At 64.5% G+C, this 23,106-nt stretch carries 21 protein-coding genes and 2 pseudogenes; 17 read left to right on the forward strand and 6 right to left on the reverse strand.

The features are described 5' to 3' along the window. Positions 1 to 131: 131 nt before the first annotated feature. On the forward strand, positions 132 to 341 hold the full coding sequence (locus ACHMW7_RS01435) for a hypothetical protein (RefSeq protein WP_395446665.1): 210 nt from the start codon (positions 132 to 134) through the stop codon (positions 339 to 341). A gap of 76 nt (positions 342 to 417) precedes the next feature. Here the strand turns inward: ACHMW7_RS01435 and ACHMW7_RS01440 are convergent, their stop codons facing one another. Continuing rightward, a complete protein-coding gene (locus ACHMW7_RS01440; protein WP_395446666.1) occupies positions 418 to 1,896 on the reverse strand; it encodes a PLP-dependent aminotransferase family protein in 1,479 nt (492 codons plus the stop codon). 161 nt (positions 1,897 to 2,057) lie between these two features. On the opposite strand from ACHMW7_RS01440, the gene tauA reads away from it, so the two are divergent. The 16 genes and pseudogenes from tauA (at position 2,058) to ACHMW7_RS01520 (ending at position 17,007) form a co-directional block, all read left to right on the forward strand. Beyond that, positions 2,058 to 3,077, forward strand: a complete 1,020-nt coding sequence (gene tauA / locus ACHMW7_RS01445) for a taurine ABC transporter substrate-binding protein (RefSeq protein WP_395446667.1) — start codon at positions 2,058 to 2,060, stop codon at positions 3,075 to 3,077. 85 nt (positions 3,078 to 3,162) lie between these two features. After that, positions 3,163 to 3,975 carry a taurine ABC transporter ATP-binding protein gene (locus ACHMW7_RS01450; protein ID WP_395446668.1) on the forward strand — a complete coding sequence of 271 codons (813 nt, stop codon included), beginning with the start codon at positions 3,163 to 3,165 and terminating at the stop codon, positions 3,973 to 3,975. Beyond that, positions 3,968 to 4,795, forward strand: coding sequence for an ABC transporter permease subunit (locus ACHMW7_RS01455; RefSeq protein WP_395446669.1), 828 nt, complete (start codon positions 3,968 to 3,970; stop codon positions 4,793 to 4,795). Before ACHMW7_RS01450 ends, ACHMW7_RS01455 begins: the two co-directional genes overlap by 8 nt. 149 nt (positions 4,796 to 4,944) lie before the next feature. After that, complete coding sequence (locus tag ACHMW7_RS01460) at positions 4,945 to 5,331, forward strand: nuclear transport factor 2 family protein (protein ID WP_395446696.1); 387 nt, start codon at positions 4,945 to 4,947, stop codon at positions 5,329 to 5,331. A gap of 23 nt (positions 5,332 to 5,354) precedes the next feature. Then, positions 5,355 to 6,755, forward strand: a complete 1,401-nt coding sequence (locus ACHMW7_RS01465; RefSeq protein ID WP_395446670.1) for an NAD(P)/FAD-dependent oxidoreductase — start codon at positions 5,355 to 5,357, stop codon at positions 6,753 to 6,755. Between the two features lie 43 nt (positions 6,756 to 6,798). Continuing rightward, on the forward strand, positions 6,799 to 8,574 hold the full coding sequence (gene xsc / locus ACHMW7_RS01470) for a sulfoacetaldehyde acetyltransferase (RefSeq protein ID WP_395446671.1): 1,776 nt from the start codon (positions 6,799 to 6,801) through the stop codon (positions 8,572 to 8,574). A 73-nt stretch (positions 8,575 to 8,647) separates the two neighbouring features. Next, positions 8,648 to 9,682, forward strand: a complete 1,035-nt coding sequence (locus ACHMW7_RS01475) for a YeiH family protein (RefSeq protein ID WP_395446672.1) — start codon at positions 8,648 to 8,650, stop codon at positions 9,680 to 9,682. Next, positions 9,682 to 10,681: pseudogene (gene pta / locus ACHMW7_RS01480) on the forward strand (phosphate acetyltransferase). Before ACHMW7_RS01475 ends, pta begins: the two are co-directional and overlap by 1 nt. Positions 10,682 to 10,961: 280 nt before the next feature. Beyond that, the gene (locus ACHMW7_RS01485; RefSeq protein WP_395446673.1) at positions 10,962 to 11,357 is read left to right on the forward strand and encodes a cupin domain-containing protein; all 396 of its coding nucleotides are present in this window, start codon (positions 10,962 to 10,964) and stop codon (positions 11,355 to 11,357) included. 27 nt (positions 11,358 to 11,384) lie between these two features. Beyond that, positions 11,385 to 12,380: a hypothetical protein gene (locus tag ACHMW7_RS01490; RefSeq protein ID WP_395446674.1), complete on the forward strand. Its 996-nt coding sequence runs from the start codon at positions 11,385 to 11,387 to the stop codon at positions 12,378 to 12,380. Between the two features lie 10 nt (positions 12,381 to 12,390). Next, entirely contained in the window at positions 12,391 to 13,083 is a 693-nt protein-coding gene (locus ACHMW7_RS01495) for an HpcH/HpaI aldolase/citrate lyase family protein (protein WP_395446675.1), read from the forward strand. Further along, positions 13,080 to 13,430, forward strand: coding sequence for a RidA family protein (locus tag ACHMW7_RS01500; protein WP_395446676.1), 351 nt, complete (start codon positions 13,080 to 13,082; stop codon positions 13,428 to 13,430). The genes ACHMW7_RS01495 and ACHMW7_RS01500 overlap by 4 nt, the downstream gene beginning before the upstream one ends. Positions 13,431 to 13,537: 107 nt before the next feature. Then, positions 13,538 to 14,698, forward strand: coding sequence for a Gfo/Idh/MocA family protein (locus ACHMW7_RS01505; RefSeq protein WP_395446677.1), 1,161 nt, complete (start codon positions 13,538 to 13,540; stop codon positions 14,696 to 14,698). Next, positions 14,695 to 15,522, forward strand: a complete 828-nt coding sequence (locus ACHMW7_RS01510) for a sugar phosphate isomerase/epimerase family protein (RefSeq protein ID WP_395446678.1) — start codon at positions 14,695 to 14,697, stop codon at positions 15,520 to 15,522. Before ACHMW7_RS01505 ends, ACHMW7_RS01510 begins: the two co-directional genes overlap by 4 nt. A gap of 14 nt (positions 15,523 to 15,536) precedes the next feature. Next, positions 15,537 to 16,244, forward strand: a pseudogene (locus ACHMW7_RS01515) (amidase); the annotation flags it as partial. Beyond that, a complete protein-coding gene (locus ACHMW7_RS01520) occupies positions 16,174 to 17,007 on the forward strand; it encodes an amidase family protein (RefSeq protein WP_395446679.1) in 834 nt (277 codons plus the stop codon). The pseudogene ACHMW7_RS01515 and the gene ACHMW7_RS01520, both read left to right, overlap by 71 nt. A 2-nt stretch (positions 17,008 to 17,009) precedes the next feature. On the opposite strand, the gene ACHMW7_RS01525 is transcribed toward ACHMW7_RS01520, so the two are convergent. From ACHMW7_RS01525 to ACHMW7_RS01545, 5 genes are all read right to left on the reverse strand, one after another. Continuing rightward, positions 17,010 to 18,713 carry a glycoside hydrolase family 3 N-terminal domain-containing protein gene (locus ACHMW7_RS01525; protein WP_395446680.1) on the reverse strand — a complete coding sequence of 568 codons (1,704 nt, stop codon included), beginning with the start codon at positions 18,711 to 18,713 and terminating at the stop codon, positions 17,010 to 17,012. 122 nt (positions 18,714 to 18,835) lie between these two features. After that, on the reverse strand, positions 18,836 to 19,636 hold the full coding sequence (locus ACHMW7_RS01530; protein WP_395446681.1) for an ABC transporter permease: 801 nt from the start codon (positions 19,634 to 19,636) through the stop codon (positions 18,836 to 18,838). Beyond that, positions 19,629 to 20,549, reverse strand: a complete 921-nt coding sequence (locus ACHMW7_RS01535) for an ABC transporter permease (protein ID WP_395446682.1) — start codon at positions 20,547 to 20,549, stop codon at positions 19,629 to 19,631. The genes ACHMW7_RS01530 and ACHMW7_RS01535 overlap by 8 nt, the downstream gene beginning before the upstream one ends. After that, positions 20,546 to 21,595: an ABC transporter ATP-binding protein gene (locus tag ACHMW7_RS01540; protein WP_395446683.1), complete on the reverse strand. Its 1,050-nt coding sequence runs from the start codon at positions 21,593 to 21,595 to the stop codon at positions 20,546 to 20,548. Before ACHMW7_RS01540 ends, ACHMW7_RS01535 begins: the two co-directional genes overlap by 4 nt. 29 nt (positions 21,596 to 21,624) lie before the next feature. After that, a complete protein-coding gene (locus ACHMW7_RS01545) occupies positions 21,625 to 22,686 on the reverse strand; it encodes an ABC transporter substrate-binding protein (RefSeq protein WP_395446684.1) in 1,062 nt (353 codons plus the stop codon). Positions 22,687 to 23,106: the final 420 nt, after the last annotated feature.

Raw genomic sequence — 23,106 nt, forward strand, 5'->3', positions numbered from 1 at the left:
GCGCATGGCAGCTTCCAACACTGCATAGGGAGAGGAAAAAACGATGATCGTCGAAGCAACCAACTACTTCGCCAGGGAAGGCCTGGCCGCGGCCGTGCTGGAGCAGCGCCACAAGGCGACCGAGATCCGGCGTGAATTGGGAACTCGATCCCGGCCGCACCCTGATCCGGCTCGAAGGAACCGGCCCCGATGTCAGGTGGGAATGCAGCTTCGCCTCGCGCGAAGCCTACGAGGCCGACATGGCGGCCAGGGGCGGATCGCAAGCCTTTGCCGACGCGCGCAAGGCGATGCACACGCTGCTCGAACGCTTCGAGCGCCATGTGTTTGACGTGGAAGACTGAGGCGCTACCGTCGAATAGGCCAAGGCAGATTATCGCTGGCGTGCCACAAGCCTGGCTCGTTCGCCAAGTGGTGGCGCTATCCCAACAGCTTCTTCATGCGTGCCGCCGTCCGCGACACGCCCTCGGCAATATTGGCGCGGGCGATCGATGAATAGCCCATGCGGAAAAACCGGCATGGGCCGTCCGCATCGGGAAAAAAGGGCGAGCCGGATTCGATCAACACGCCATCCTGCTTGAGCTCGTTCATCAAGAGATCGGCGTCCAGCCCCTCGGGCCCTTCGACCCAGAAGGAGGTGCCACCGAAAGCCGACGAGCCGGCGATGATGAAGCCTTCGCGCTGCAATGCCTCGGCCATGACGATGTGGCGCTTGTGATATTCACCGCGCATGCGATGCAGTACCGCATCGTGGTGGCCAAGCGCGAGGAAGTAGGCTGCCGTGCGCTGAAGGTGTCCCGGCGGATGGCGCAGCATCAATGCCCTGAGGGCACGAGCCTCGCGGATGACCGGTGCCGGCGCCACGAGATAGCCCAACCGCAGGCCGGGAAACAGCGACTTCGAGAAGCTGCCGATGTAGAATACCCGGCCGCTGCGGTCGAAGGATTTCAGCGCCGGCGACGGCGGCGCCAGGAAGCTCATCTCGAACTCGTAGTCGTCCTCAACGATGATGAAATCCTGTTCCGCGGCGGCGGCCAGCAGTGCCGCGCGCCGGTCGACCGGCATGGTGGCACCGGTCGGCGAATGATGGCTTGGGGTGACGAAAACCGCGTCGACCCTGGCCGGCAGCGCCTCGGGTGGCAGGCCTTCCTTGTCGACGTCGATGGCCGTGACATCAGCACCGCTCAGCCTCAGCGACGCGCTCATGTCGGGATGACAAGGGTTCTCGCACACTGCATGCGCGCCCTGGCGAAGCAACAGCTGGGTGACGATCCACAATGCGTTCTGTGCGCCCACCGTCACCAGGATTTCGTCCGGCGTGGCGCGGATCCCGCGGCTCGGCAGCGTGCGCGAACAGATGTAGCTGACCAGTTGCACGTCATCGGCGGCGGCGAAATCGCCGGCCATCAACTCGAAATCCTCGCGCGCCAGGGCACGTCGGGCGCAGTCGCGCCAGGCGCCGAGATCGAACAGTGAGGGATCCATCTGGCCGTAGAGAAACGGATAGGGATAACGCCGCCAGTCCAGCGGCTTGCGCATCTGCTTGGCAACGATGAAACTCCTGCGCAGCTTCGCAGACCAATCGATCTCGTCGGCGCCGCTATCGGATGCCGTGGCTTCAAGCCCGCTTGTCGGCGGATTGCCGGCAACGCGATACGAGCTTCGGCTGGCGGTTTCGACATAACCTTGCGACGCCAGTTCCTGATAGGCCAGCGTCACGGTGATGCGCGAGATGTTCAGATAATCGGCCAGCTTGCGCGTCGAAGGCAGCTGTGCGCCGGGCTGGAGGCGGCCAGACAACACGGCGGAGACCACCGTTTCGCGGATCTGCGCCTGCAGGCCGATGCGGCTCGTCCGGTCGAGGAAGAAGATCGTCTCCGAGACAGTCGCCTGCGCCATGGTCTCCCCGCTCGCGCACTCAATCTGGATTCATTCAACTTCCAATCTGGATATAAGGCAATCGGTGTGTCTCATTTAACCCTGTTAGTCAGAACCAAGACCGGCATCAAAGCCGGCAAGTTCCCGGAACAACCGGTGGCTAACAAAACAAGAGGGTAACGATGATACACTTTAAGCATTTCAAACATTTGGCTGGTGCCGCAACCGTCGCGGCAGGCGTCTTCACCTCCTGCCTCGCCTATGCAGAAACGACTGTCGTGGTCGGCTACCAGCAGATCGTCGGGCCGTTCGTCACGGCGATCGCCGACGGCCGTTTCGACGCCGCCGCCAAGGAAGCCGGTTACACAGTCGACTGGCGCCAGTTCAGCTCGGGCGGCGACATATCGACGGCACTCGCCTCCGGCAGCGTGCCGATCGGCGTGATCGGCTCGACCGGCACCACCGCCGCCGCCACCCGCGGCGTCAATCTCGAATTGTTCTGGATCCTCGACAACATCGGCAAGTCGGAAGCACTTGTCGTGCGCAACGGCTCGGGCATCGAAAAGCCGGAAGACCTCAAGGGCAAGAATGTCGGCGTGCCGTTCGTTTCGACCTCGCACTTCCATCTGCTCGTCGGCCTCGAGCAGGTCTGGAAGGTCGATCCGCGCGAGGTCAACATCCTCAACATGAAGCCGCCGCAGATCATCGCTGCCTGGCAGCGCGGCGACATCGACGCGGCCTATGTCTGGCCGCCGGCATTGTCGGAACTGCTCAAGAACGGCAAGACGATCGCCGACTCCGAGACCATCGGTGCCGCATCGGTACCGACCTTCGACGGGCTTGTCGCCGACAAGAAATGGGCGGCCGAAAATCCGAAATTCATGGCGGCCTTCACCAAGGTGCTGGCCGAATCCTATGCCGACTACAACACCAACAAGGCGGCCTGGACGGCTGACTCGCCACAGGTGCAGGGCATCGTCAAGCTGATCGGCGGCGACGGCGCAGGGGCCGTCGAAGCACTCAACCTGCTGGCGTTCCCCAATGCTAACGAGCAGGCGTCGGACACCTGGCTAAGCGGCGGCGCCATCAAGGCGCTGACCGAAAGCGCCAAGTTCCTCGCCGCACAGAAGCAGATCGACAAAGCGCTCGACGACTATGCGCCCTTCGTCAACAGTAGCTACGCCAAGGAGGCGTCCAAGTAACATCGGGCGAGCCGCCGGCCGGATCGCTGCGCCGGCGGCACCCTCTCCACCACTCGATTGCATTTTCTTCGAAAGGCTCGGCGCGATGGAAACCCTCAACGTCAGCAATGTCAGCCTGACCTATCCAGGCCTCTACACCGACCAGGCGGTCATTGCGCTCAAGGGCGTGAACCTCGAGGTCAAAAGCGGTGACTTTGTCGTTGCGCTCGGCGCCTCGGGCTGCGGCAAGACCACCTTGCTCAACCTGATGGCCGGCTTCATGACGCCAACCGACGGCGACATCACACTCGGTGGCCGGCAGGTCGTCGGACCCGGCGCTGACCGCGGCGTCGTCTTCCAGAAGCACGCGCTGCTGCCCTGGCTCAACGTCATCGACAATACCGAATTCGGGCTCAAGCTGCGCGGCGTCGACAAAGCGACCCGGCGCGAGCTCGCCACCAAAAACCTGGCCCTTGTCGGGCTGCAGGACTTTCACCGCCACATGATCTACCACCTGTCTGGCGGCATGCAGCAGCGCGTCGGCATTGCCCGTGCGCTGACCTGCGACCCGGCCATGCTTTTGATGGACGAGCCGATGGCGGCCCTCGACGCGCTGACCCGCGAGACCATCCAGGAGCTTCTGCTCAAGGTCTGGCAGCTCACCAACAAGATGTTCTTCTTCATCACCCACAGCGTCGAAGAAGCACTGTTCCTCGGCTCCCGGCTGATCGTCATGTCGCCGCGTCCGGGCCGGATCACCCACACCTATGAGCTCGATTTCAATCGGCGCTTCCTCGAGGAGGGCAACGCACGTGCAATCAAATCCAGCCGCGATTTCATCGAGATGCGCGAGCAAATCCTCGGCATCATCTATGGTGACGAGCGCCAGTCGGGCAACCCGGAACTTCTCCATGCTTGAGCGCCTCTCCCGAGCCAAGTCCGTTCGCCCCGGCAAGATCTATGGCGCACCCGGCGACGGCATGAGCGGCCATATCAGCCTGATCACCGCCCTGGTTCTGTTCGGCCTGTGGCTGCTGATCACCGAGATGGGCTGGGTCAAGCCGCTGTTCCTGCCCTCGCCGCTCGCCGTCTGGGACAAGTTCGTCATCGCCATGACCGAAGGCGTCTCCAATTCGACGCTCATCCAGCACACGCTGGCAAGCCTCGGCCGCGTCCTCGGCGCCTTCTTCCTGGCTTTGTTGACCGCCGTGCCGATCGGCATCCTGATGGGCGTCAACCGCGTGGTGCGCGGCTTGTTCGACCCGATCATCGAATTCTACCGGCCGCTGCCGCCACTTGCCTACCTGCCGCTGATCATCATCTGGCTCGGCATTGGCGAGTTTCCAAAGGTGTTCCTGATCTATCTTGCGATCTTCGCACCGATGGCGATCGCCGCCCGGGCCGGTGTCCGCTCGGTCTCGACAGAACAGATCCACGCCGCCTACGCCATGGGCGCCACCCGTGCCCAGGTCATTTCCCAAGTGATCCTCAAGGCAGCCCTGCCCGAGATATTCACCGGCATGCGCATCGGCATCGGTGTTGGCTGGACCACGCTGGTGGCCGCAGAAATGGTCGCCGCCCACAGAGGTCTCGGCTTCATGGTGCTCAACGCCGCCGAATACCTCGCCAGCGACACCGTCATCATGGGCATCATCGTGATCGGCATCTTCGCCTTCGCCTTCGACCTGATGCTGCGTTACCTGGAAAAGGCGCTGATCCCCTGGAAGGGCAAGATCTGATGGCAAAGCATATGGCAACTTCGCCGCCCGGCTGATCTCAGCCGCCCCGTAACGACCAACAGACCAGAACCAGTTTGCCGGCTTGTCCGGCCACGGCAAAGCCATGCCCAACGGCAGCGCCGCACAGAGACGAGGACCACGAGATGTCGATCACAGCCGACGACCTTGCCCGACTGTTCGATGCCTTCAACCGGCACGACATCGATGGCGTGATGCGCTTCTTCGCCGAGGAATGCGTGTTCAACGGCATCGCCGGCTCGGAGGCGTACGGCACGCGATTTGTCGGCGCCGAGCCGATCGCTGCAGCCTTCAGTGGTGTGTGGAAGGCAATGCCCAACGCTCACTGGGCTCACCACGGCCACTTCGTCCATGGCGAGCGCGCCGTCTCGGAATGGACCTTCTCCGGCACCAACGCCGACGGTAGCCGCATCGAAGCCGAAGGCTGCGACCTGTTCACGCTCAGCGGCGGCAAGATCGTGCGCAAGCAGGCATTCCGCAAGAACCGGCCGCTGATCCCGGCGCCGGCCAGGGGCTGAGCACGGGTCGAAAGGATCGCCAGATGGAACATCAGCTCACCCGACCCACGGCAGCCACAAAGCCCTTCGATCCGGCATACGATCCGGTTCATGCCGCCAATCCGGGCGACGGCAAGGACTATGCGCCGACCTACTGGATCGCCACTGCCGGCCCGCAGCCGGAAGATGACGGCCCGGTCACGCAGGACATCGACGTTGACGTCGCCATCATCGGCTCGGGCTACACCGGCCTGTCCTGTGCCATCCATCTGGCCAAGGAGCACGGCATCAAAGCGACCGTGCTGGAAGCCAATGGCGTTGCGTGGGGCTGCAGCACCCGCAATGGCGGTCAGGCACAGATTTCGGCAGGACGCCTGAAGCGGTCGCAATGGATCGAGCGTTGGGGCGTCGACGTCGCCAAGAAGATGCATGTCGAGATATCAGAGGCCTTCGACCTGTTCCGCGACCTGATCCGATCACCCGAGATCGACTGCGAGCCACAGGACGGCGGCCATCTCTACATCGCCCATCGCGACAAAGTGCTGCCGACGCTAGAAAAGGAAACGCGGCTGCTCAATGAGGTGTTCGGCTACCGCGCCCGCATGGTCGGACGCGACGAAGTCCACCGCGACTTCGTCCGCGATGCCGAGGCCAAGGGCGCGATGTACGAGCCCGATGGCATGGGCATCCATGCGGCGAAGCTTGCCTTCGGTTATCTCGGGCTAGCGCGCAAGCTTGGCGCCAAAGTGCATACGTCGAGCCCCGTACTCGGCAGCGAACTCAAGGGTGGCGTGCATCATCTGCACACGCCAGGCGGCATCGTCAGGGCGCGTGCGGTCTGCATCGCCACCGCCGGATACACCTCGCCCGGTTTGCACGACCTGACCCGGCACAGGCTGATGCCGATCCTGTCCAATTCGATCGTCACCCGGCCGCTGACATCAGGCGAACGGCAGGAGCTGAACTTCCAGACAAACATTCCGCTGACCGACACGCGGACCTTGCGCCACTACTACCGCTTGCTGCCCGACGGTCGCATGCAGATCGGCAGCCGCAGCGCCGTCACCGGCCGCGACGCAGTCAACGCCAGGCACCTCGATCGGTTGCTCGAAGGGCTCTACCGCAAGTTCCCGATCCTGCGCGGCATCGAGGTCGACTACTCCTGGTGGGGCTGGGTCGATGTCAGCCACGACATGATGCCGCGCGTCTTCCGCCCAGACCCGAAGCAGCAGCTGTTTTACGCCATGGGCTATGGCGGCAACGGCGTCATGTACTCGGCCCAGGCCGGCCGCCGCATGGCCCAGATGGTCGCCGGCAAGGGCGGCGAACTCGACCTGCCGATCTTCACCTCGCCGCTGCCGAGCCACGGGCTGCTGACGCCGTTCAGGCGTCTCGGCCAGTGGGGCATGTACCGCTGGTATTACCTCAAGGACGAAATCCTCTAACCCTCCCAAGGCCCGACCTGCCCCCATCGAAAGGAACCAAGAAATGAAGATGACCACCGAAGAAGCATTCATCAAAGTCCTCCAGATGCATGGCATCGAGCACGCGTTCGGCATCATCGGCTCGGCCATGATGCCGGTCTCCGACCTGTTCCCCAAGGCAGGCATCAAGTTCTGGGACTGCGCCCACGAGACCAACGCCGGCATGATGTGCGACGGCTTCAGCCGCGCCACCGGCACCATGGCGATGGCCATCGGCCAGAACGGCCCCGGCGTCACCGGTTTCATCACCGCCATGAAGACCGCCTACTGGAACCACACGCCGATGCTGATGGTGACCCCGCAGGCATCCAACAAGACCATCGGCCAGGGCGGCTTCCAAGAGGTCGACCAGATGGCGATGTTCGAAGAGATGGTCTGCTACCAGGAAGAGGTGCGCGACCCCTCCCGTATTCCCGAAGTGCTCAATCGGGTGATCGAGAAGGCCTGGCGTGGCTGTGCGCCAGCGCAGATCAACATCCCGCGCGACTACTGGACCCATGTCATCGACGTCGACCTGCCGAGCATCGTCCGGCTCGAACGGCCGTCGGGCGGACAGCAGGCCATCGCCCAGGCGGCCAAGCTGCTTTCCGAGGCGAAGTTCCCGGTCATCCTCAACGGTGCCGGCGTTGTCATCGGCGAAGCCATCCCGGCATCGATGGCGCTTGCCGAGCGGCTCGATGCGCCGGTCTGCTGCGGCTACCAGCACAATGACGCATTCCCCGGCAACCACCGGCTTGCAGCCGGCCCGCTCGGATACAATGGTTCCAAGGCTGCGATGGAGTTGATCGCCAAGGCTGATGTCGTGCTGGCGCTTGGCACGCGGCTCAACCCGTTTTCGACCCTGCCGGGCTACGGCATCGACTACTGGCCGAAGACCGCAGCGATCATCCAGGTCGACATCAACGCCGACCGCATCGGCCTGACCAAGAAGGTGTCCGTCGGCATTTGCGGCGACGCCAAGCAGGTCGCCCGCCAGATCCTCGAGCAGCTCACACCGTCGGCCGGCAACGAGGGCCGCGAGCAGCGCAAGGCGGTGATCCACCAGACCCGCTCGGCCTGGCTGCAGCAGCTGTCGTCGATGGACCACGAGGACGACGACGTCGGCACCGAGTGGAACGCCACCGCGCGTCTCCGCGAGGCCGACCGCATGTCGCCGCGCCAGGCCTGGCGCGCAATCCAGGCAGCCCTGCCCAAGGAAGCGATCATCTCCACCGACATCGGCAACAACTGCGCCATCGGCAACGCCTATCCAAGCTTCGAACAGGGCCGCAAATATCTGGCACCGGGCATGTTCGGCCCCTGCGGCTATGGCTTCCCGTCCATCGTCGGCGCCAAGATCGGCCGTCCCGACGTGCCGGTGGTCGGTTTTGCCGGCGATGGCGCCTTCGGCATCTCGATGAACGAGATGGGAGCGATCGGCCGCGAAGGTTGGCCGGCAATCACCATGGTGATCTTCCGCAACTACCAGTGGGGTGCCGAAAAGCGCAACACGACGCTGTGGTACGACAACAACTTCGTCGGCACCGAGCTCAACCCCAACCTCAGCTACGCCAAGATCGCCGACGGCTGCGGGCTGAAGGGCGTGGTTGCAGACACGCCGGCGGCGCTAACGGCCGCCCTTCACAAGGCAATCGAGGACCAGGCCAGGGGGGTAACCACCTTCGTCGAGGTCATCCTCAACCAGGAGCTCGGCGAGCCTTTCCGCCGCGACGCGATGAAAAAGCCCGTGCCGGTTGCCGGCATCGAGCGTTCCGACATGCGCCCGCAACAGCTCGCCTGACCTGGCGACAACCCCGCCTGCCCGGTCTGCCGGGCGGGCGAGCCACCGCAGCACCATGACCGGGAATGAACTGATGAACACCGCCGCCGCAACCCAACGCTTCAACGGCCTGCCTTCGGTGGTGCAGACCTACTGGCCCGGCCTCGCAGTCACCGGTGCGGTGGCGATTGCCGCCCAGTTCCTGTCCGACCATTACGGGGCGCCGGCCATGTTGATGGCGCTGCTGCTCGGCATCGCCTTCCACTTCCTGTCCGAGGAAGGCCGCTGCGTCGCCGGCATCGACTTCTGCGCCAAAAAGGTGCTGCGCATCGGCGTCGCCCTGCTCGGCATGCGCATCAGCGTCGACCTGCTCGTCGGGCTCGGCGCCGGCACCATCCTGCTGCTCGTCGCTGCCATTGCTGCCACCATCGTCTTCGGCCTGATCGCGGCAAAGCTGCTCGGTCGCGGCTGGCGGCTGGCACTGCTGACCAGTGGATCGGTCGCTATCTGCGGTGCTTCCGCTGCCATGGCGATTGCCGCGGTGCTGCCCAAGAACGAGTTCGCCGAACGTAATTTGATCTTCACCGTGCTGTCGGTGACGGTGCTGTCGACGCTCGCCATGATCGCCTATCCGATCATCGCCCAGACCATCGGGCTCGACGCCCGCGCCACCGGCATCTTCTTCGGCGGCACCATCCATGACGTCGCGCAAGTCGTCGGCGCCGGGTTCTCGGTGTCGCCGGAAGCCGGCGAAACGGCAACGCTGGTCAAGCTGATACGCGTCACCATGCTCGCGCCTGTGGTGCTGATCTTCTCCATCGCCACGCGCAACGTGCCCCAGCCGGCCGGCGAGACCGGCAAGCGTCCACCGCTGCTGCCCGGCTTCGTCATCGCCTTCCTGATCCTTGCCGCTGCCAACTCCTTCGGCCTCGTTCCCGAAGCCGTCTCGAAGGTCGGCATGGAAGCCTCGCGCTGGGCCCTGCTCGCCGGCATCGTCGCCGTCGGCATGAAGACCTCGCTGCGCCGTGTGCTCGAGGTCGGCGGCGACGCGGTTGCCCTGATCGTCGCCGAGACCATCTTCATCGGCCTCTTCATCCTCGGCGGCATTTATTATCTGGGGCACGCCTGATGAAACCGCTGGAACGCATCATTGCAACCGCGCAACAGGCGCCCAGGCGCATCGTGCTCGCCGAAGGCGAGGACCCGCGCATCATAGAGGCGGCGGTTCGGGCCAAACGCGAAGGCATCGCCACAATCACGCTGGTCGGGAACCGCGACATCATTGAGCAGCGGCTGACCGACGCAGGGGCAGACCGACAGGAATTCCGCATCGAGGACCCTGCATCCTCGCCGCTCGCATTTCGCCTCGCGACTGCCTATTTCGAGCTCCGCAAGGCCAAGGGCGTCGATGCAGCGGCAGCGGCCGAAGCGCTACGCTCGCCGCTCATCTTCGCGGCCATGATGGTGCGCGAAGGTGAAGCCGACGGCACTGTCGGCGGCGCGGTCGCCACCACCGCCGATACCGTGCGGGCAGCCCTGCAAACCATCGGTCGCGCCCCCGGCGTCGGCCTGGTGTCTAGCTTCTTTCTGATGATGCTGTGCCAGCCGCATCACGCCAAGAAGGGCGCCTTCGTCTTCGCTGATTGCGGTCTCGTCGTCGACCCTGACGCCGCTGGCCTGGCCGACATCGCGCGCATGTCAGCCCGCTCCTATCAGGCGCTGGCGGGTGGTGCTGCCAAAGTTGCAATGCTGTCGTTCTCGACCAATGGCAGCGCAGCCCACGAGCGCGTCTCGAAGGTGGTCGAAGCGACGCGGCTGGCGCATGCCGCCGACCCCGATCTCGTCATCGACGGCGAATTGCAGTTCGACACTGCCTTCGTCGAAGCTGTCAGCGCCTCAAAGGCCCCCCAATTCGGCATTGCATGGCGAAGCCAACGTCTTCGTCTTCCCCAACCTCGACGCCGCCAACATCGGCTACAAGATCGCCCAGCGCATTGGCGGGGCCGATGCCATCGGCCCGATCCTGCAGGGCCTGGCCAAGCCGGCCAACGACCTCTCGCGCGGCTGCACCGCCGAGGACGCCTTCCACATGATTGCAGTGACGGTGGTGCAGGCGCAACGGCAGTAGTGCGCTTGCGACTGCAGCCGTCGACGTTGCATGAAATCTCTGTCCGCGAATTGAGATTCGGCGAACCTATCTGAAACCAGATGCCGTTCACGCTCTTGCCGCAGCGCAGGCCGCCTGGGTCTGACACCACTGGCTCGTGTCAGACCCAGGTAGCGGCTTATCGATAAAGTTGGCGATAACCCTTTTCTGGCCAGCATGCGGGACCGTTCGTAAGGTCAGCCAATCGCAGGGCCTTGGGCCCATAACAACATCAGCATTGGCCGGCTAAAGGGGCGCTCCGATGGACATCCGCTCGAGCGATTTCACGCGACCTGTACTTGAGCATCAGGGCACGACGCCGGTGTGGTGGCTGGTGCCACCGCGCGAGATGCGGGACGAGACGCTGGGCGGCCATCTCGAGCTGATCAGCGAGTTCGAAATCCGTGCTGGCGGCGAGGTCCACACCCACAGCCACCCGACATACGAATTCTACTTCATGCTCTCCGGCCGGGCGCTGATGACCATCGAGGACGAAACCAGAGAGATCGGCCCCGGCGACCTGGTCAAGATCCCGCCCAATGCGCGGCATTCGATCAAGCCGGCGCATGTGCACAACGGCATCCGGGCACTCGCCATGGCCTTCGGCATCAAGGATGCGCCCGTCGTCGACTACTCGAGCGACCCCGAGAGCTACTGACCCTTCACTCTGGCTGCGGCTACGATCATGACCACCACCCTTTATGCGGGGCTTGCCGGCGACACCGATCCCGGCCGCTTCATGAGTTCCGGCCTGTTGCGCAGCCGCGACGGCGGCCCTTGGGAGCGGGTTGAATCGGGCTTTCCCAACGTGCCGCAGACATTTGCGCTGCTCGCCGATCCCAGGCGTCCTGGCGAGGTGTTCGCCGCCACACAGGACGGCATTTTTGCAAGCGCCGACCATGGCGGCAGCTGGACCCGGCTCGACGCGCCGAAGCCGGAGTTCGCCGTGTGGTCGCTGACCCGCCATCCGCACGACCCCGACACCCTTTTCGCTGGCTACGAGCCGACGGCGATCTTCAAGTCGATCGACAATGGCCGGACCTGGCGGGACCTCGGCGTCGCGGTCGGCTATCCCGCCATTACCGCCGGCATGCCAAGGCGCATCACCTGCATCTCGGTCGACCCCACCAACGCCTCCCGCATCTACGCCAGTATAGAGATTGGCGGCCTGATCATGACGGAGGATAGCGGCCACAGCTGGCGCCAGGCGCTCGACGGCCTCTATGTCGCCGAGGATGCCGTCGACCTGCATTCGGTGCTGGTAGGCGGTGACGGCAAGGTGTCGGTGACGACCCGCGTCGGCGCTTTCCAGAGCAGCGACAATGGTCGTCGCTGGAAGAAGCTGCCGGTGCCGGCGCTGCGCGAAAAAGGCTCCTATTGCCGTGTCCTCGGCCAAGGCCCCGCTGATACAATCTATCTCGGCGCCGGCAACGACTTCGACGGTGACCTCGGCGGCTTCTTCCGCTCGACCGACGGCGGCGCGAACTTCGTCAGGCTCGACCTGGGCGCGCCCTTGAAAAGCACGGTCTTCGCCATGGCCGTCGATCCGGTCGACCCGCGGCGGCTCGTCTGTTCGGACAAGTTTGGCCATGTCTTCCTGAGCGACGATGCCGGCGACAGCTGGCACTCGCAACCGCTTCCCCGTGGCATCGGCCATGTCTTTTCCATCGCCATCGGCTGAGGGGCGCATCATGCCAAATCCGTTCAAGCAGCGTCTGCAACGAGACGAACCGGTTGTCGTCGTCAATCCCGACCACCCTTCTCCAGCTTTGACCGAGTTTCTCGGCCGGCTTGGGGTCGACGGCGTATTCATCGATTGCGAGCATGGCACGGCCTCGATCCAGACCGTGCAGGACATGTGCCGCGCCGCGCGCGCCGCCGGCCTGCAGTCCATCGTCCGGCCCGAGGCCAATCTCGATCATCTGCTGACCCGCTATCTCGACGCCGGCGCCGGCGGCCTGATCGTGCCGCATGTCGATGATGCCGACGGCGCCCGCAGCATCGTTGCCGCCGTGCGCCGTGCCCGACCGCAGAACCATGAAGACACTGTTGTCGTGGCGATGATCGAGTCGCTCGAGGCAGTCGCCAATCTCGACGACATCGTCGCCGTCGACGGCATCGATGTGTTTTTCATGGGCCCCAACGACCTGTCGCATTCGATGGGTCTGAACGGCCAAACCCACCACCCCGACGTCAAGCGCCTCGTGCTTTCCTGCGCCACAAGGATCCGCGCCGCCGGCAAGGTACCGGGCACGCTGGTGACGCGCGACACTGTCGCGGCCTTCGTCAGCGGCGGCTGCCGTTTCCTCTACGAGCACGCCAACAATTTCCTGATCACCGGAGCCAATGACTTCCGGCAATTGATGAAAGAGAGCAAGACATGAGCAACATTGAACGGCTGCGGCAGGGCGAACGGATGTCGCAGATCGTCATCCACGGCGACACGGTCTATCTCGCCGGCCAGACGGCAACCGATCCGGTGCCTTCGGTTGCCGAGCAGACCCGGCAGATCCTCGACAAGATCGACGCCTATCTCGCCGAAGCCGGCACCGACAAGTCGAAGATCCTGTCAGCCAACATCTGGCTGACCGATGTCGCGACCTTCGAGGAGATGAACGCCGTCTGGGACGCCTGGGTCGCCAAAGGCAACACGCCGGCCCGCGCGACCGTCGGCTCGCCACTGGCACGGCCGAAGAACCTGGTCGAAATCGCCGTCATCGCGGCGCGCTGAGCGCCACGCCAAACCTCAACTGAAAGCCTGGTCCAAACCGGCACGCAGTTGCTCGACCTGTCGGGCGGGAACGCCGGCCTGTGGCCAAAGAAAGCGGAAGGACTGCCATGTCACGTCAATTGGGAGTAGGCCTCTACGGGGCCGGAAATATTGTCCACGACGGCCATGCGCCGGCCGTGGCGGCTGGTGCCTCTACCAGGCTCGCCGCGGTGTGCGACATCGATGAGTCGCGCGCCAGGGCACTGGCCGATGCCTATGGTGGAGCCAACGTCTACACCGCGCTCGATCAGATGCTTGCCGACCCATCCGTTGACATCGTCATCATGGCGACGCCCAACAACCTGCATCGCCGCGATTTCGAAGCCTGCGCCCGCGCCGGCAAGCATGTGCTGTGCGAGAAGCCGCTGGCGGTCACCTATCCCGACGCGCTCGCCATGGCCAGGATCGCCGACGAGCACAAGATCGTGCTCAAGACCGGCTTCAACCAGCGCTACCTCAACCAGATCCGCGTGGCCAAGCTCGCCATCGACACCGGCCTGATCGGCGAAGTGTTCTCCTTCCGCACCGTGTTCTCGGCCAAGTGGGACAACTGGGTCGACGGCAGCAACTTCCGCTGGGATCTCGAAAAGTCGGGTGGCGCCACTACCAACGACAACCTGATCCACCGCTTCGACATGCTGCGCTACCTGCTCAGCGACGACTATGCCGAGGTCGTCGCCGATGTCAGCCATTGCGTCATCCCGCCTGTCGTCGACGACAACGTCCACCTGCTGGTCCGCACCAACAAGGGCGCGCGCGGCTCGTTCATCGCCGACCGTTACTCGCCGGTGCTCGGTGACGCGACCGAACTCTACGGCACCAAGGGTTCGCTGTCGTTCTGGACCAATGCCGGCTCGCCGTTCTTCGACGTGCCGCTCGCCATCAACACCACCGTACCGATGAACGAGCTGCCGGAAGCGATCCGCAAGGCCGTCTATCCCACCGCGCGTTCCAAGCAGAACCGCCACGTCTGGGACGGCTGGCTGTCGATCTGGCCGCCGCGCAACGAGTGGGACACCTATGCCGAACAGCTCGCCGGCATGGCCGAGGAAATCCTGAGCGGCACGTGCGACGGCATTGGCGCCACTGGCCATGACGGCGCCCGCGCCACCGAACTGGTCCATGCCGCCTACAGCTCGCAGATCGCCCGCTCCTGGGTGGCGCTGCCGCTCGCCGACGATGCGCCCTTCGCATTCCCCGACTTCGAGGCCAAGGCAGGCCGGCCATGATCACGGCCGGCTTCTACAGCACCTTCCTGCATCAGCTGCCCGTCACTGAGATGGCGGGCCGGCTGTCGCAGGCGGGATACAAGTCGGTCGAACTCAACGGCGACCTGTGGAGCAACGGTTTCGTGCCGCATGTGACGCCAGCGCTTGATGCGGCCGGCCGGGCGGACGTCGCCCGCGCCATCGCTGACGCCGGTATGAGCATCTCGGCACTGAGCGCCTGCCTGCATCTCGCCAAGGAGACACCGGAGGAGCGGCGCGCTGGCATCGACTACCTCAAGGCCTCCATCGACCTGGCGCGCGACATTGGCGCGCCAGTGGTCTGGGTCTTCACCGGCCGCGCCTTCGGCGGCATGGATGTCGCCACCGCGCGCAAACATCTGGCGGCGGCGCTGGAAGAGGTCTGCGACTACGCCAAGGACCGGGGCGTCAAATTCGGCATCGAAGGCTGCTCGATGCATATCGTCGCCAAGGCGGGCGAGTATCTCGACCTGTTCCGGGCGATATCAGGCTCCGATGTCCGCGTCGCGTTCGACCCGACCCATTTCCAGCTCCGCGGCGAGGATCCGGTCAGGGCGGCGGAACTGCTGTTCGACCGCATCAGCAACTTCCACGTCAAGGATTCGGTCGGCCGCTATCCCGATTTCAAATGCGTGCCGCTCGGCACTGGCGAGGTCGACCTCAAGGCCGTCACGGATACCTTGCGGCGGCTCGGCTATGACGGTGCCGCCTCGGTCGAATATGAATCGCACCTGTTTGGCTGGGAGATCCCGGCCGACGACGTCATCCGCGACAGCCGCGCCTTCCTGCGCGGGCTTGGCATCTGAATGGAGAGACACTGATGTCACGTTCGCCTCTCGGTTCGTTCAAGGAGTTCGACGACTACGATGCGCTCGGCCTTGCCGACCTCGTGCGCCGCCGCGAGGTCAGTTCGCGCGAGCTGATCGAGACGTCGATCGCCCGCATCGAGGCGCTCGACGGCACGCTGAACGCCGTCGTCATCCGCTGCTTCGAACAGGCGCTTGCTATGGCCGAGACCACACCGCCCGCCGGCCCGTTCGCCGGCGTGCCTTATCTCGCCAAGGACCTCCATACATCGTGGGCCGGCGTTCCCTCGACAAACAGCGTCTCGTCCTTCGCCGGTAGCGTTTCTTCGACAGACTCTCTGCTTACCCAGCGGACGAAGAACGCCGGCTTCATCCTGCTTGGCAAGACCAATGCACCGGAATGGGGATGGTCGCTGACCACCGAGTCGCCGATGCATGGTCCGGCGCGCAATCCCTGGGCCTTCGACAGGACGCCCGGCGGCTCAAGCGGTGGCGCAGCGGTGGCGGTCGCGGCTGGATACCTTCCGCTCGCCGACGCCGGCGACGGTGCGGGCTCCACCCGCGTGCCGGCGGCGATCAACGGGTTGGTCGGCCTCAAGCCGTCGCGCGGCCGCATCTCGCCGGGCCCGGAGGCTGCCGACTTCTGGTTTGGTGGCGGCCAATCCTCATGCGTATCGAGGACGGTGCGCGACACCGCCGCCATGCTCGACGCGTTGCAGGGCGGCTATCCCGGGCGAGCCCTACTACATCCGCGAGCGCCCGTCGTTCCTCGACAGCACAGCCCCAGCCAATCGGCGGCTGCGTATAGGGTTCAGCCTGAACAACCCGCGCGGCGATGCCAACAGCGCGGTCGTGGACGAAGCTGTCTGCGATGCGGCGCGGCTGTGCGGGGCGCTTGGGCACGAGGTCGAGCCGTTCAATTTCGACTACGACTTCGAGGATCTTTGGCGCGCCTATACCGGCACGATCCGGGTCCAGACGGCGGCGCAGTTCGACGATCATGCCAAAGCGCGGGGCATTCCTAACAAGGCGAGTGAGATGTCGGCGACGATCTGGACGACGATCGAGCGCGGCAGGGCCACCAGCGCCATCCAGCACAGCCGCGACATCGAGGCAATGCGCCGGCATTCCCGCCATATCGCCACGCTGACTTCACGTTACGATGTGGTGCTGCTGCCGGTCCTGCCGCAAGGCACTCGTCCGCTTGGCTATTACGACATGTCCAAGGACATCGACGCCTACGACGCCTCGGCGATGGGCGAAGACACGGTCTATATGATGCCGTTCAACGTCTCCGGCCAGCCTGCCTTGTCGCTGCCGCTCGGCATGGACCGCTCTGGCCTGCCGCTCGGTGTCCAGCTGGTCGCCCGTCCCGCCGGTGAGCCGACGCTGATCGAGCTTGCGGCAGCGCTCGAACGGGCGCGCCCCTGGTACGACCGGCGCGCGCCGTTTCATGCCGCCAACGGTGCAAGCGGCAGGTTCTGAGATCAGTGCCGGACGCCATTCGCCATATGATGGGCGAACGGCCGGTCGAAATGCGCCGCGCACAGTTTGCCCAGGCGTTCGAGATCCTGATCGTCCAGCGCCTTGATCATCTCGTCATGCTCGGCGAGGGCCGGCTCGACAAGGCTGTCGGCCATCAGGCTGCCGGCGTCGATGCTGCGCATGCCGGCATCGCAGTCGTGAATGGAGCGGGCGATGAACTCGTTGCCGGTTGCCTCCAGCAGCAGGTCGTGGAAGACGCGATCCTGGACATAGGCCAGTTCGAGATCGCCGACCGCAATCGCCGAACGATGGATCTGCCTGGCTTGTTCGAGCTTGCCCATCAGCATCGGCGATACCGGCAGGCGGATGCGCTGAACGGCGGCGGCGATCAGCAATTGGCGCACGTCGTGCAGCTTGACCAGATCGTCGGGCGACAGGTGGCGAACCACCGCGCCGCGATAGGGCTCGAGCTTGACCAGGCCGGTGCGCGCCAGCTCTTGCAGCACGGCGCGCGCGACGTGGCGCTTGACGCCGAGCCCGTAGACCAGCTCGTCCTCCATGATGCGTTCCTTGGGCAGGATCCGGCCCAGAACGATGTCACGCTCGATCTTCTTGGCGACATTGCCGACGATCTCGGACGAGCGCGTCGTGCCCGATTGGCGGGCGCGCGCGCCGAGCGGCTTGAGCAGTTCCTCCAGCTTCCGGGCGGTTTCGGCCAAGTCGATCGCCGACGGGCGCCGTCTCATCCGCTCGGCCCGGTGCAGGCGTTCGACCGCGTTCGCAGATAGCGGCATGGCGGCATCGGCGACGCGCTGCATCTCGTCCATGTCGCCGCTGCCATGCAGGATGACGTCGCAGCCGGCGTCCAACGTGGCGCTGACCTGGGCATCGATCGGATGGGTGCGGCTGATATCTGAGACATCGTCGCTCATCAGCACGCCGTCGAAGCGGATCATGCCGCGGATGATCTCGTCGATGACGGTGCGCGACGCGGTGGCCGGCGCGTCGCGATCTATGGCGCGGTAGATGACGTGCGCCGCCATGGCGCAGGGCATGTCCTGCAGCGAGCGGAACGGCACGAAGTCGGCTGACTGCATCTCGTCGAGCGAAGCGTTGACCACCAGCAGCGCCTCGGACTTGTCCTGGCGGGCACGGCCGTGGCCGAGGATATGCTTGATGACGGGCAGGACCCCGCCAGCCAAAAGGCCCTCGCAGGTGGCACGGCCGAGAATGCTCGCCATTTCGGGCGTGTCGCCCAGCGCCCGATCGCCGATCACCAGGTCGCCCTTGCCGATCGGCAGGTCGAGCACGGGCGCGATGTTGATGTCGATGCCGAGGTCGAACAGCTCGGCAGCGACGAGGCGCGCGTTGAGGCGGACGGCGTCGAGGGCGCGCTTGATGTCGGTACGGGCGATCTGGGCGAACAGCGAGGCCGGCGGCGGGGCGCGCCAGTGCGGCGGCGCCAGCCGGGCGACCCGGCCGCCCTCCTGGTCGATCAGAACGCGGACATCGCTGCGGCCGACGCTTTCGCGCAGCTCGGCCACCAGCGTGCGCAGTTGCGCCGGATCGGCGCAATTGCGCTTGTGCAGGATGAAGCCCCAGGGCTGCGCAGCGCGGAAGAAGCTGCGCTCGGCGGCGTTCAGGCTGGTACCCGCGCAGCCAAACACCACGGCCTTCGGTTGCGTCCGGTCAATTGTCAGCGGCATGGTCATCATTCTCTTGGCTGGCAGCACAAGACCGACTTCTCGCCGCCTTGGCCATCAGCTTGGCAGAAAAGCTGCCGGCGCGGAAGGGTGCGCTGGTCGGCCGGAGCCTGATTGGGGACCGGTCATGAACGCTCCTGCCGCTGGCGCCCGAACACCACCGTCACAACAATGGCGACAAGCACGATCCAGATCGTCGAGATCACCGCAGCCTGTGGATCGACGCGGTCGCGCAGGCCCAGAAACATCACCTTGGTCAAGGTGGTATTGGCGCCACCGCCGACGAACATTGAGACGATGACCTCGTCGAGGGAGGTCAGGAAGGCCAGCAATGCCGCCGACAGCAGCGAGAAGCGCATCTGCGGGATGACGACCGACACCATTGACCGCCACCAACCGGCGCCGAGACTGCGGGCAGCCTTTTCCTGGGTGAAGTCAAAGCGTGCGAAGCCTGCCGACAGGATGACATAGGCGGTCGGGATCGCGATCACCGTATGCCCCAGCCACAGGCCCGGGAACGAACCGACGAGATGCATTCGGGCAAGCACGAAGAACAGGCCGATGGCGACCAGTATGGGCGGCACGGTGGCTGGCATCAGCAGCACGCCATAGAGCGGCAGCTTGGCCCAGCCGAGCGAACGGGTCGTGGCATAGGCGGCGGCGAAGGCGATCGGTACGGCGCCGGCGGCGGTGACGGTGGCCAGCAGCAGGCTGGTCTTGGTCGCCGGCATCCACAGGTCGGACTGCCAATACTCCTGCCACCAGCGCAGCGAAAATTCGGTCGGCGGAAACTGCAGCAGTTCGGACGCCGAAAAAGACATCGGCACCACGATCAGTGAAGGCGCCAGCAGAAACACCGCCACCAGCGCCATGAAGACGCCGATCGCCAGGCGCAGAGGCCATGCGATATCGAAACCGTCAAACATTGGCGGAGCCTCCCAGAGCCTTGATGCTGCGCCGGAGCAGAAAGGTAACAAGGAAAACCAGTCCGACCGACAACAGCAGCAGCACGCCGAGCGCGCTCGCCGCCGGCCAGTCCGAAAGCACCGAGACGTTCTGTTCGATGCGGGTCGAGATCATCGGCACGCGACCGCCACCGAGGATGGCCGGCGTGACGTAGAAGCCGAGGCTGAGCACGAACACCAGCACCGCACCGGCGAAGATGCCGTTGGCGGCCAGTGGCAGGATCACCGCCCGCAGGGTCAGAAGCTTGCTCGCGCCCAGGCTGGCAGCGGCGCGGATAAGGTTGTGGTCGATCTGCTTGATCGCCGCATAGACCGGCAGGATGAACATCGGCAGCATCACATGGGTCATGCCGACAATCGTGCCGAAGAAGTTGTTGATCAGCGGCAAGGGTTCGGAAACCAGCCCGGTGTCGATCAGGAAGCTGTTGACCAGACCGTTGCGCTGCAGCAGGACCGACAGCGCGTAGGTGCGCACCAGAAGCGCCGTCCAGAACGGCAGCATCACCACCAGAAGCAGAATCGAAGCAAGCCGTTGGCCGACAGCGGCCATGACCAGCGCGAACGGCGTGCCCAGCACGACACATGTCAGCACCGTCATGCCGCTGACCTGGAACGTCGTCAGCACCGAACGCGTATAGACAGGCGTGCTGAGGATCCTGACATAGGTGTCGAGAGACACGGAGCCGTCGGGCCGGGCGATCGAAATCCAGAACATCGCAGCAAGCGGCACGACGATGGCGATGGTGACCAGTAGTACCGCTGGAATCGCCAGGCCGAAGTAGCCGAGTTGCGCAAGTTTCTGGTCACGCCGCAGCGCGGCCGAATTGTCGAAGCTGCCGGCACAGGCCCGCAGGGTCAAAGTGGGCGCGCTCATGCGTCGGTCACCGCGATCAGTGCGTCGCGGCGCACATGCAGCTTGAGCGGCGCGCCGTCGGGCAATGCCACAAGGTTGAAATTCGCCGCCTCGGCCGCGGCAATGCGCGCCGAGACGGTTCCGCCGGTCGCCAGATCGACGGTGATGAGCCAGCTGTCGCCCTGGAACACCGAGCGGGCCAGCTTGCCGTCCAACGAAACCTGATCATGGCCGCTGGCGTCGGCAAGCGAAAAACCTTCGGCGCGGATCATCAGCTTCCAGTCCGGAGTGCCGGGGGTGCCTTTCGGTGCGACGAAACTCTCGACAGTATCGAGCTCGAGAATGTTGGCCTCGCCAAGGAACTCGGCGACGAAGCGCGACGTTGGCCGGTGGTACAGCGATGCCGGCGTGCCGAGCTGGCGGATGACGCCGTCGCGCATGACGGCGATGCGGTCCGACATGGTCAGAGCCTCGCGCTGGTCATGCGTGACATAGACGGTGGTCAGGCCAAGCCGATCGTGCAGCTTGCGGATCTCGTACTGCATCTGCTCGCGCAGGTTCTTGTCGAGCGCTGAAAGCGGCTCGTCCATCAACATCAGCCGCGGTTCGAACACCACCGCGCGGGCCAGTGCCACGCGCTGTTTCTGGCCGCCGGAGAGCGTGGCGATATCGCGATCGGCCATGCTGGCGAGATCGACGATATCGAGCGCCTTCCTGGCGCGTTCGGCTGCTTCTGCGCGGCCGACGCCGCGGACGCGCAGAGGAAACATCACATTGGCGGCGACATTCATGTGCGGGAACAGCGCGTAGTTCTGGAACACCACGCCGATGCCGCGCTTGTTGGCCGGCAGGCGGACAAGGTCGCGCCCATCGACACCAATGCGTCCGCGATCCGGCCTGACGAACCCGGCAAGCGCCATCAACAAGGTGGTCTTGCCGGAGCCCGAGGGCCCGAGAACGCTCAGGAACTCGCCGCGCCCGACGTCGAGATCGACGTCGTTGAGGGCGCGGAAAGCTCCGTAGGCTTTCGAAAGATTGCGGATTTCGATGAACGCAGCACTTGTCATGTCGCTCGAGCCGACCCGTTCCCTGTCGCTCAGCGCGACATCATTTCCTGGAAGCCGAGCTGGGCTTCGCCGACATGTTCAACCCACCATTCATTGCGCTGCGCGAGCTGGTGCGCGGCGTTGTCAGGATAGGTCGGCAGCTTCTTCGACACGTCATCGGGGATCAGGCCGGTCTCATAGGCGCGCTTGTTGGCGGCACCATACTTGACCCCGACCGAGAACTTCGCCTGGGCTTCCGGCTTGGACATCTCGTTGATCATCTTCATCGCTTCGGCGGCATGTGGTGCTCCGGCCGGTACGGCCCAGCAATCCATGCTCATGATGCCCTGGTTGAAGGTGTAGTCGATCGCCGCCCCGTCCTTCTTGGCCGCCTCGAAACGGGCGTTCCAGCCCACCGACATGTCGACTTCCTTGTCCTTCATCAGCTGCGCGTGCTGGGCACCCGAATTCCACCACACCGCGATATGCGGACGCAACTGTTCGATCTTGTCGAGCGCGCGTTGCATGCCGCCTTCGGATTGCAACACCTCGTAGACCTTGTCCATCGGCACGCCATCGGCGAGCAGAGCGATCTCGAGCTGAGCCTCGGCATCGTTGCGCATCGCCCGGCGACCGGGGAATTTCTCGACGTCCCAGAAGTCGGCCCAGGTCTGCGGCGCCTTGTCCTTGTACGCATCGGTGTTCCAGGCCATGACCCAGGAGAAGATCAGCGCCGAGATGCAGTATTTCTGCGCCGTGCCGTCGATGAAGTCCTTGGAGTCGATGACGCTGTAGTCGAGCGGCATGAACAGGCCTTCGCGACCGCCCTTTTCAGCCTGGAAGGCGTTGGTCTGGACGAGATCGAAGGTCACGGCATTGGCCGCTGCCTGCAATTTCACGGATGCATAGGCGTCGTTGATGGTTTCTTCGCGCACGGTGTCGCCGAGCGTCTTGGCGGCCGGGCCCCACAGCGTCTCGCGGCCGACTTCCTGGATCACGCCGCCGCCGACAGCGACGGTGACTTCGGCTGCCTGGGCTGCCGAAACCGCAATGCCGCACGCGGCGAACACGGCATAGGCTGAGAGAGAGTTCCTCACATTTTTCAGGATCATGACAATTCCCCACGGGCTGGCTTTTTCATCCAGCAGTTTTTGTTTTCCCTGAACAGCTCGGGACGACCTCTTTCCCAGTGTTCAGTGCCCGTTGGTATGTCGCCAGGGGCAGGTTCAGGATTACCGTAGGGCATGTCGGGCAGGTATCCGCGATTTATCGATGCGCTTATCGATAATTTTGTCCTCGCTATAGCCCCGGCTTGCGAGGCGCAGTTTTCCCGGCGAGCTCTGCCTCGCCGCTATCTCAATGGCTATGTGCCGCGCGCGACTATGCAACAGTCGAGGCTGGCCGGACCGCCGCCGAGGCGTGCTTCGCGCCGATCACATTGACACTGACCCCGCCCGAAGCGAGCGGCCGATCTTGGCCGCTCATACAGATCAATCTGCGAGGTGCGTTTCATCTGCGTTCCTTGCTTGCGA

It is taken from the genome of Aminobacter sp. UC22_36, from assembly GCF_044056035.1.
In the GTDB taxonomy this organism is placed as follows: Bacteria; Pseudomonadota; Alphaproteobacteria; order Rhizobiales; family Rhizobiaceae; genus Aminobacter.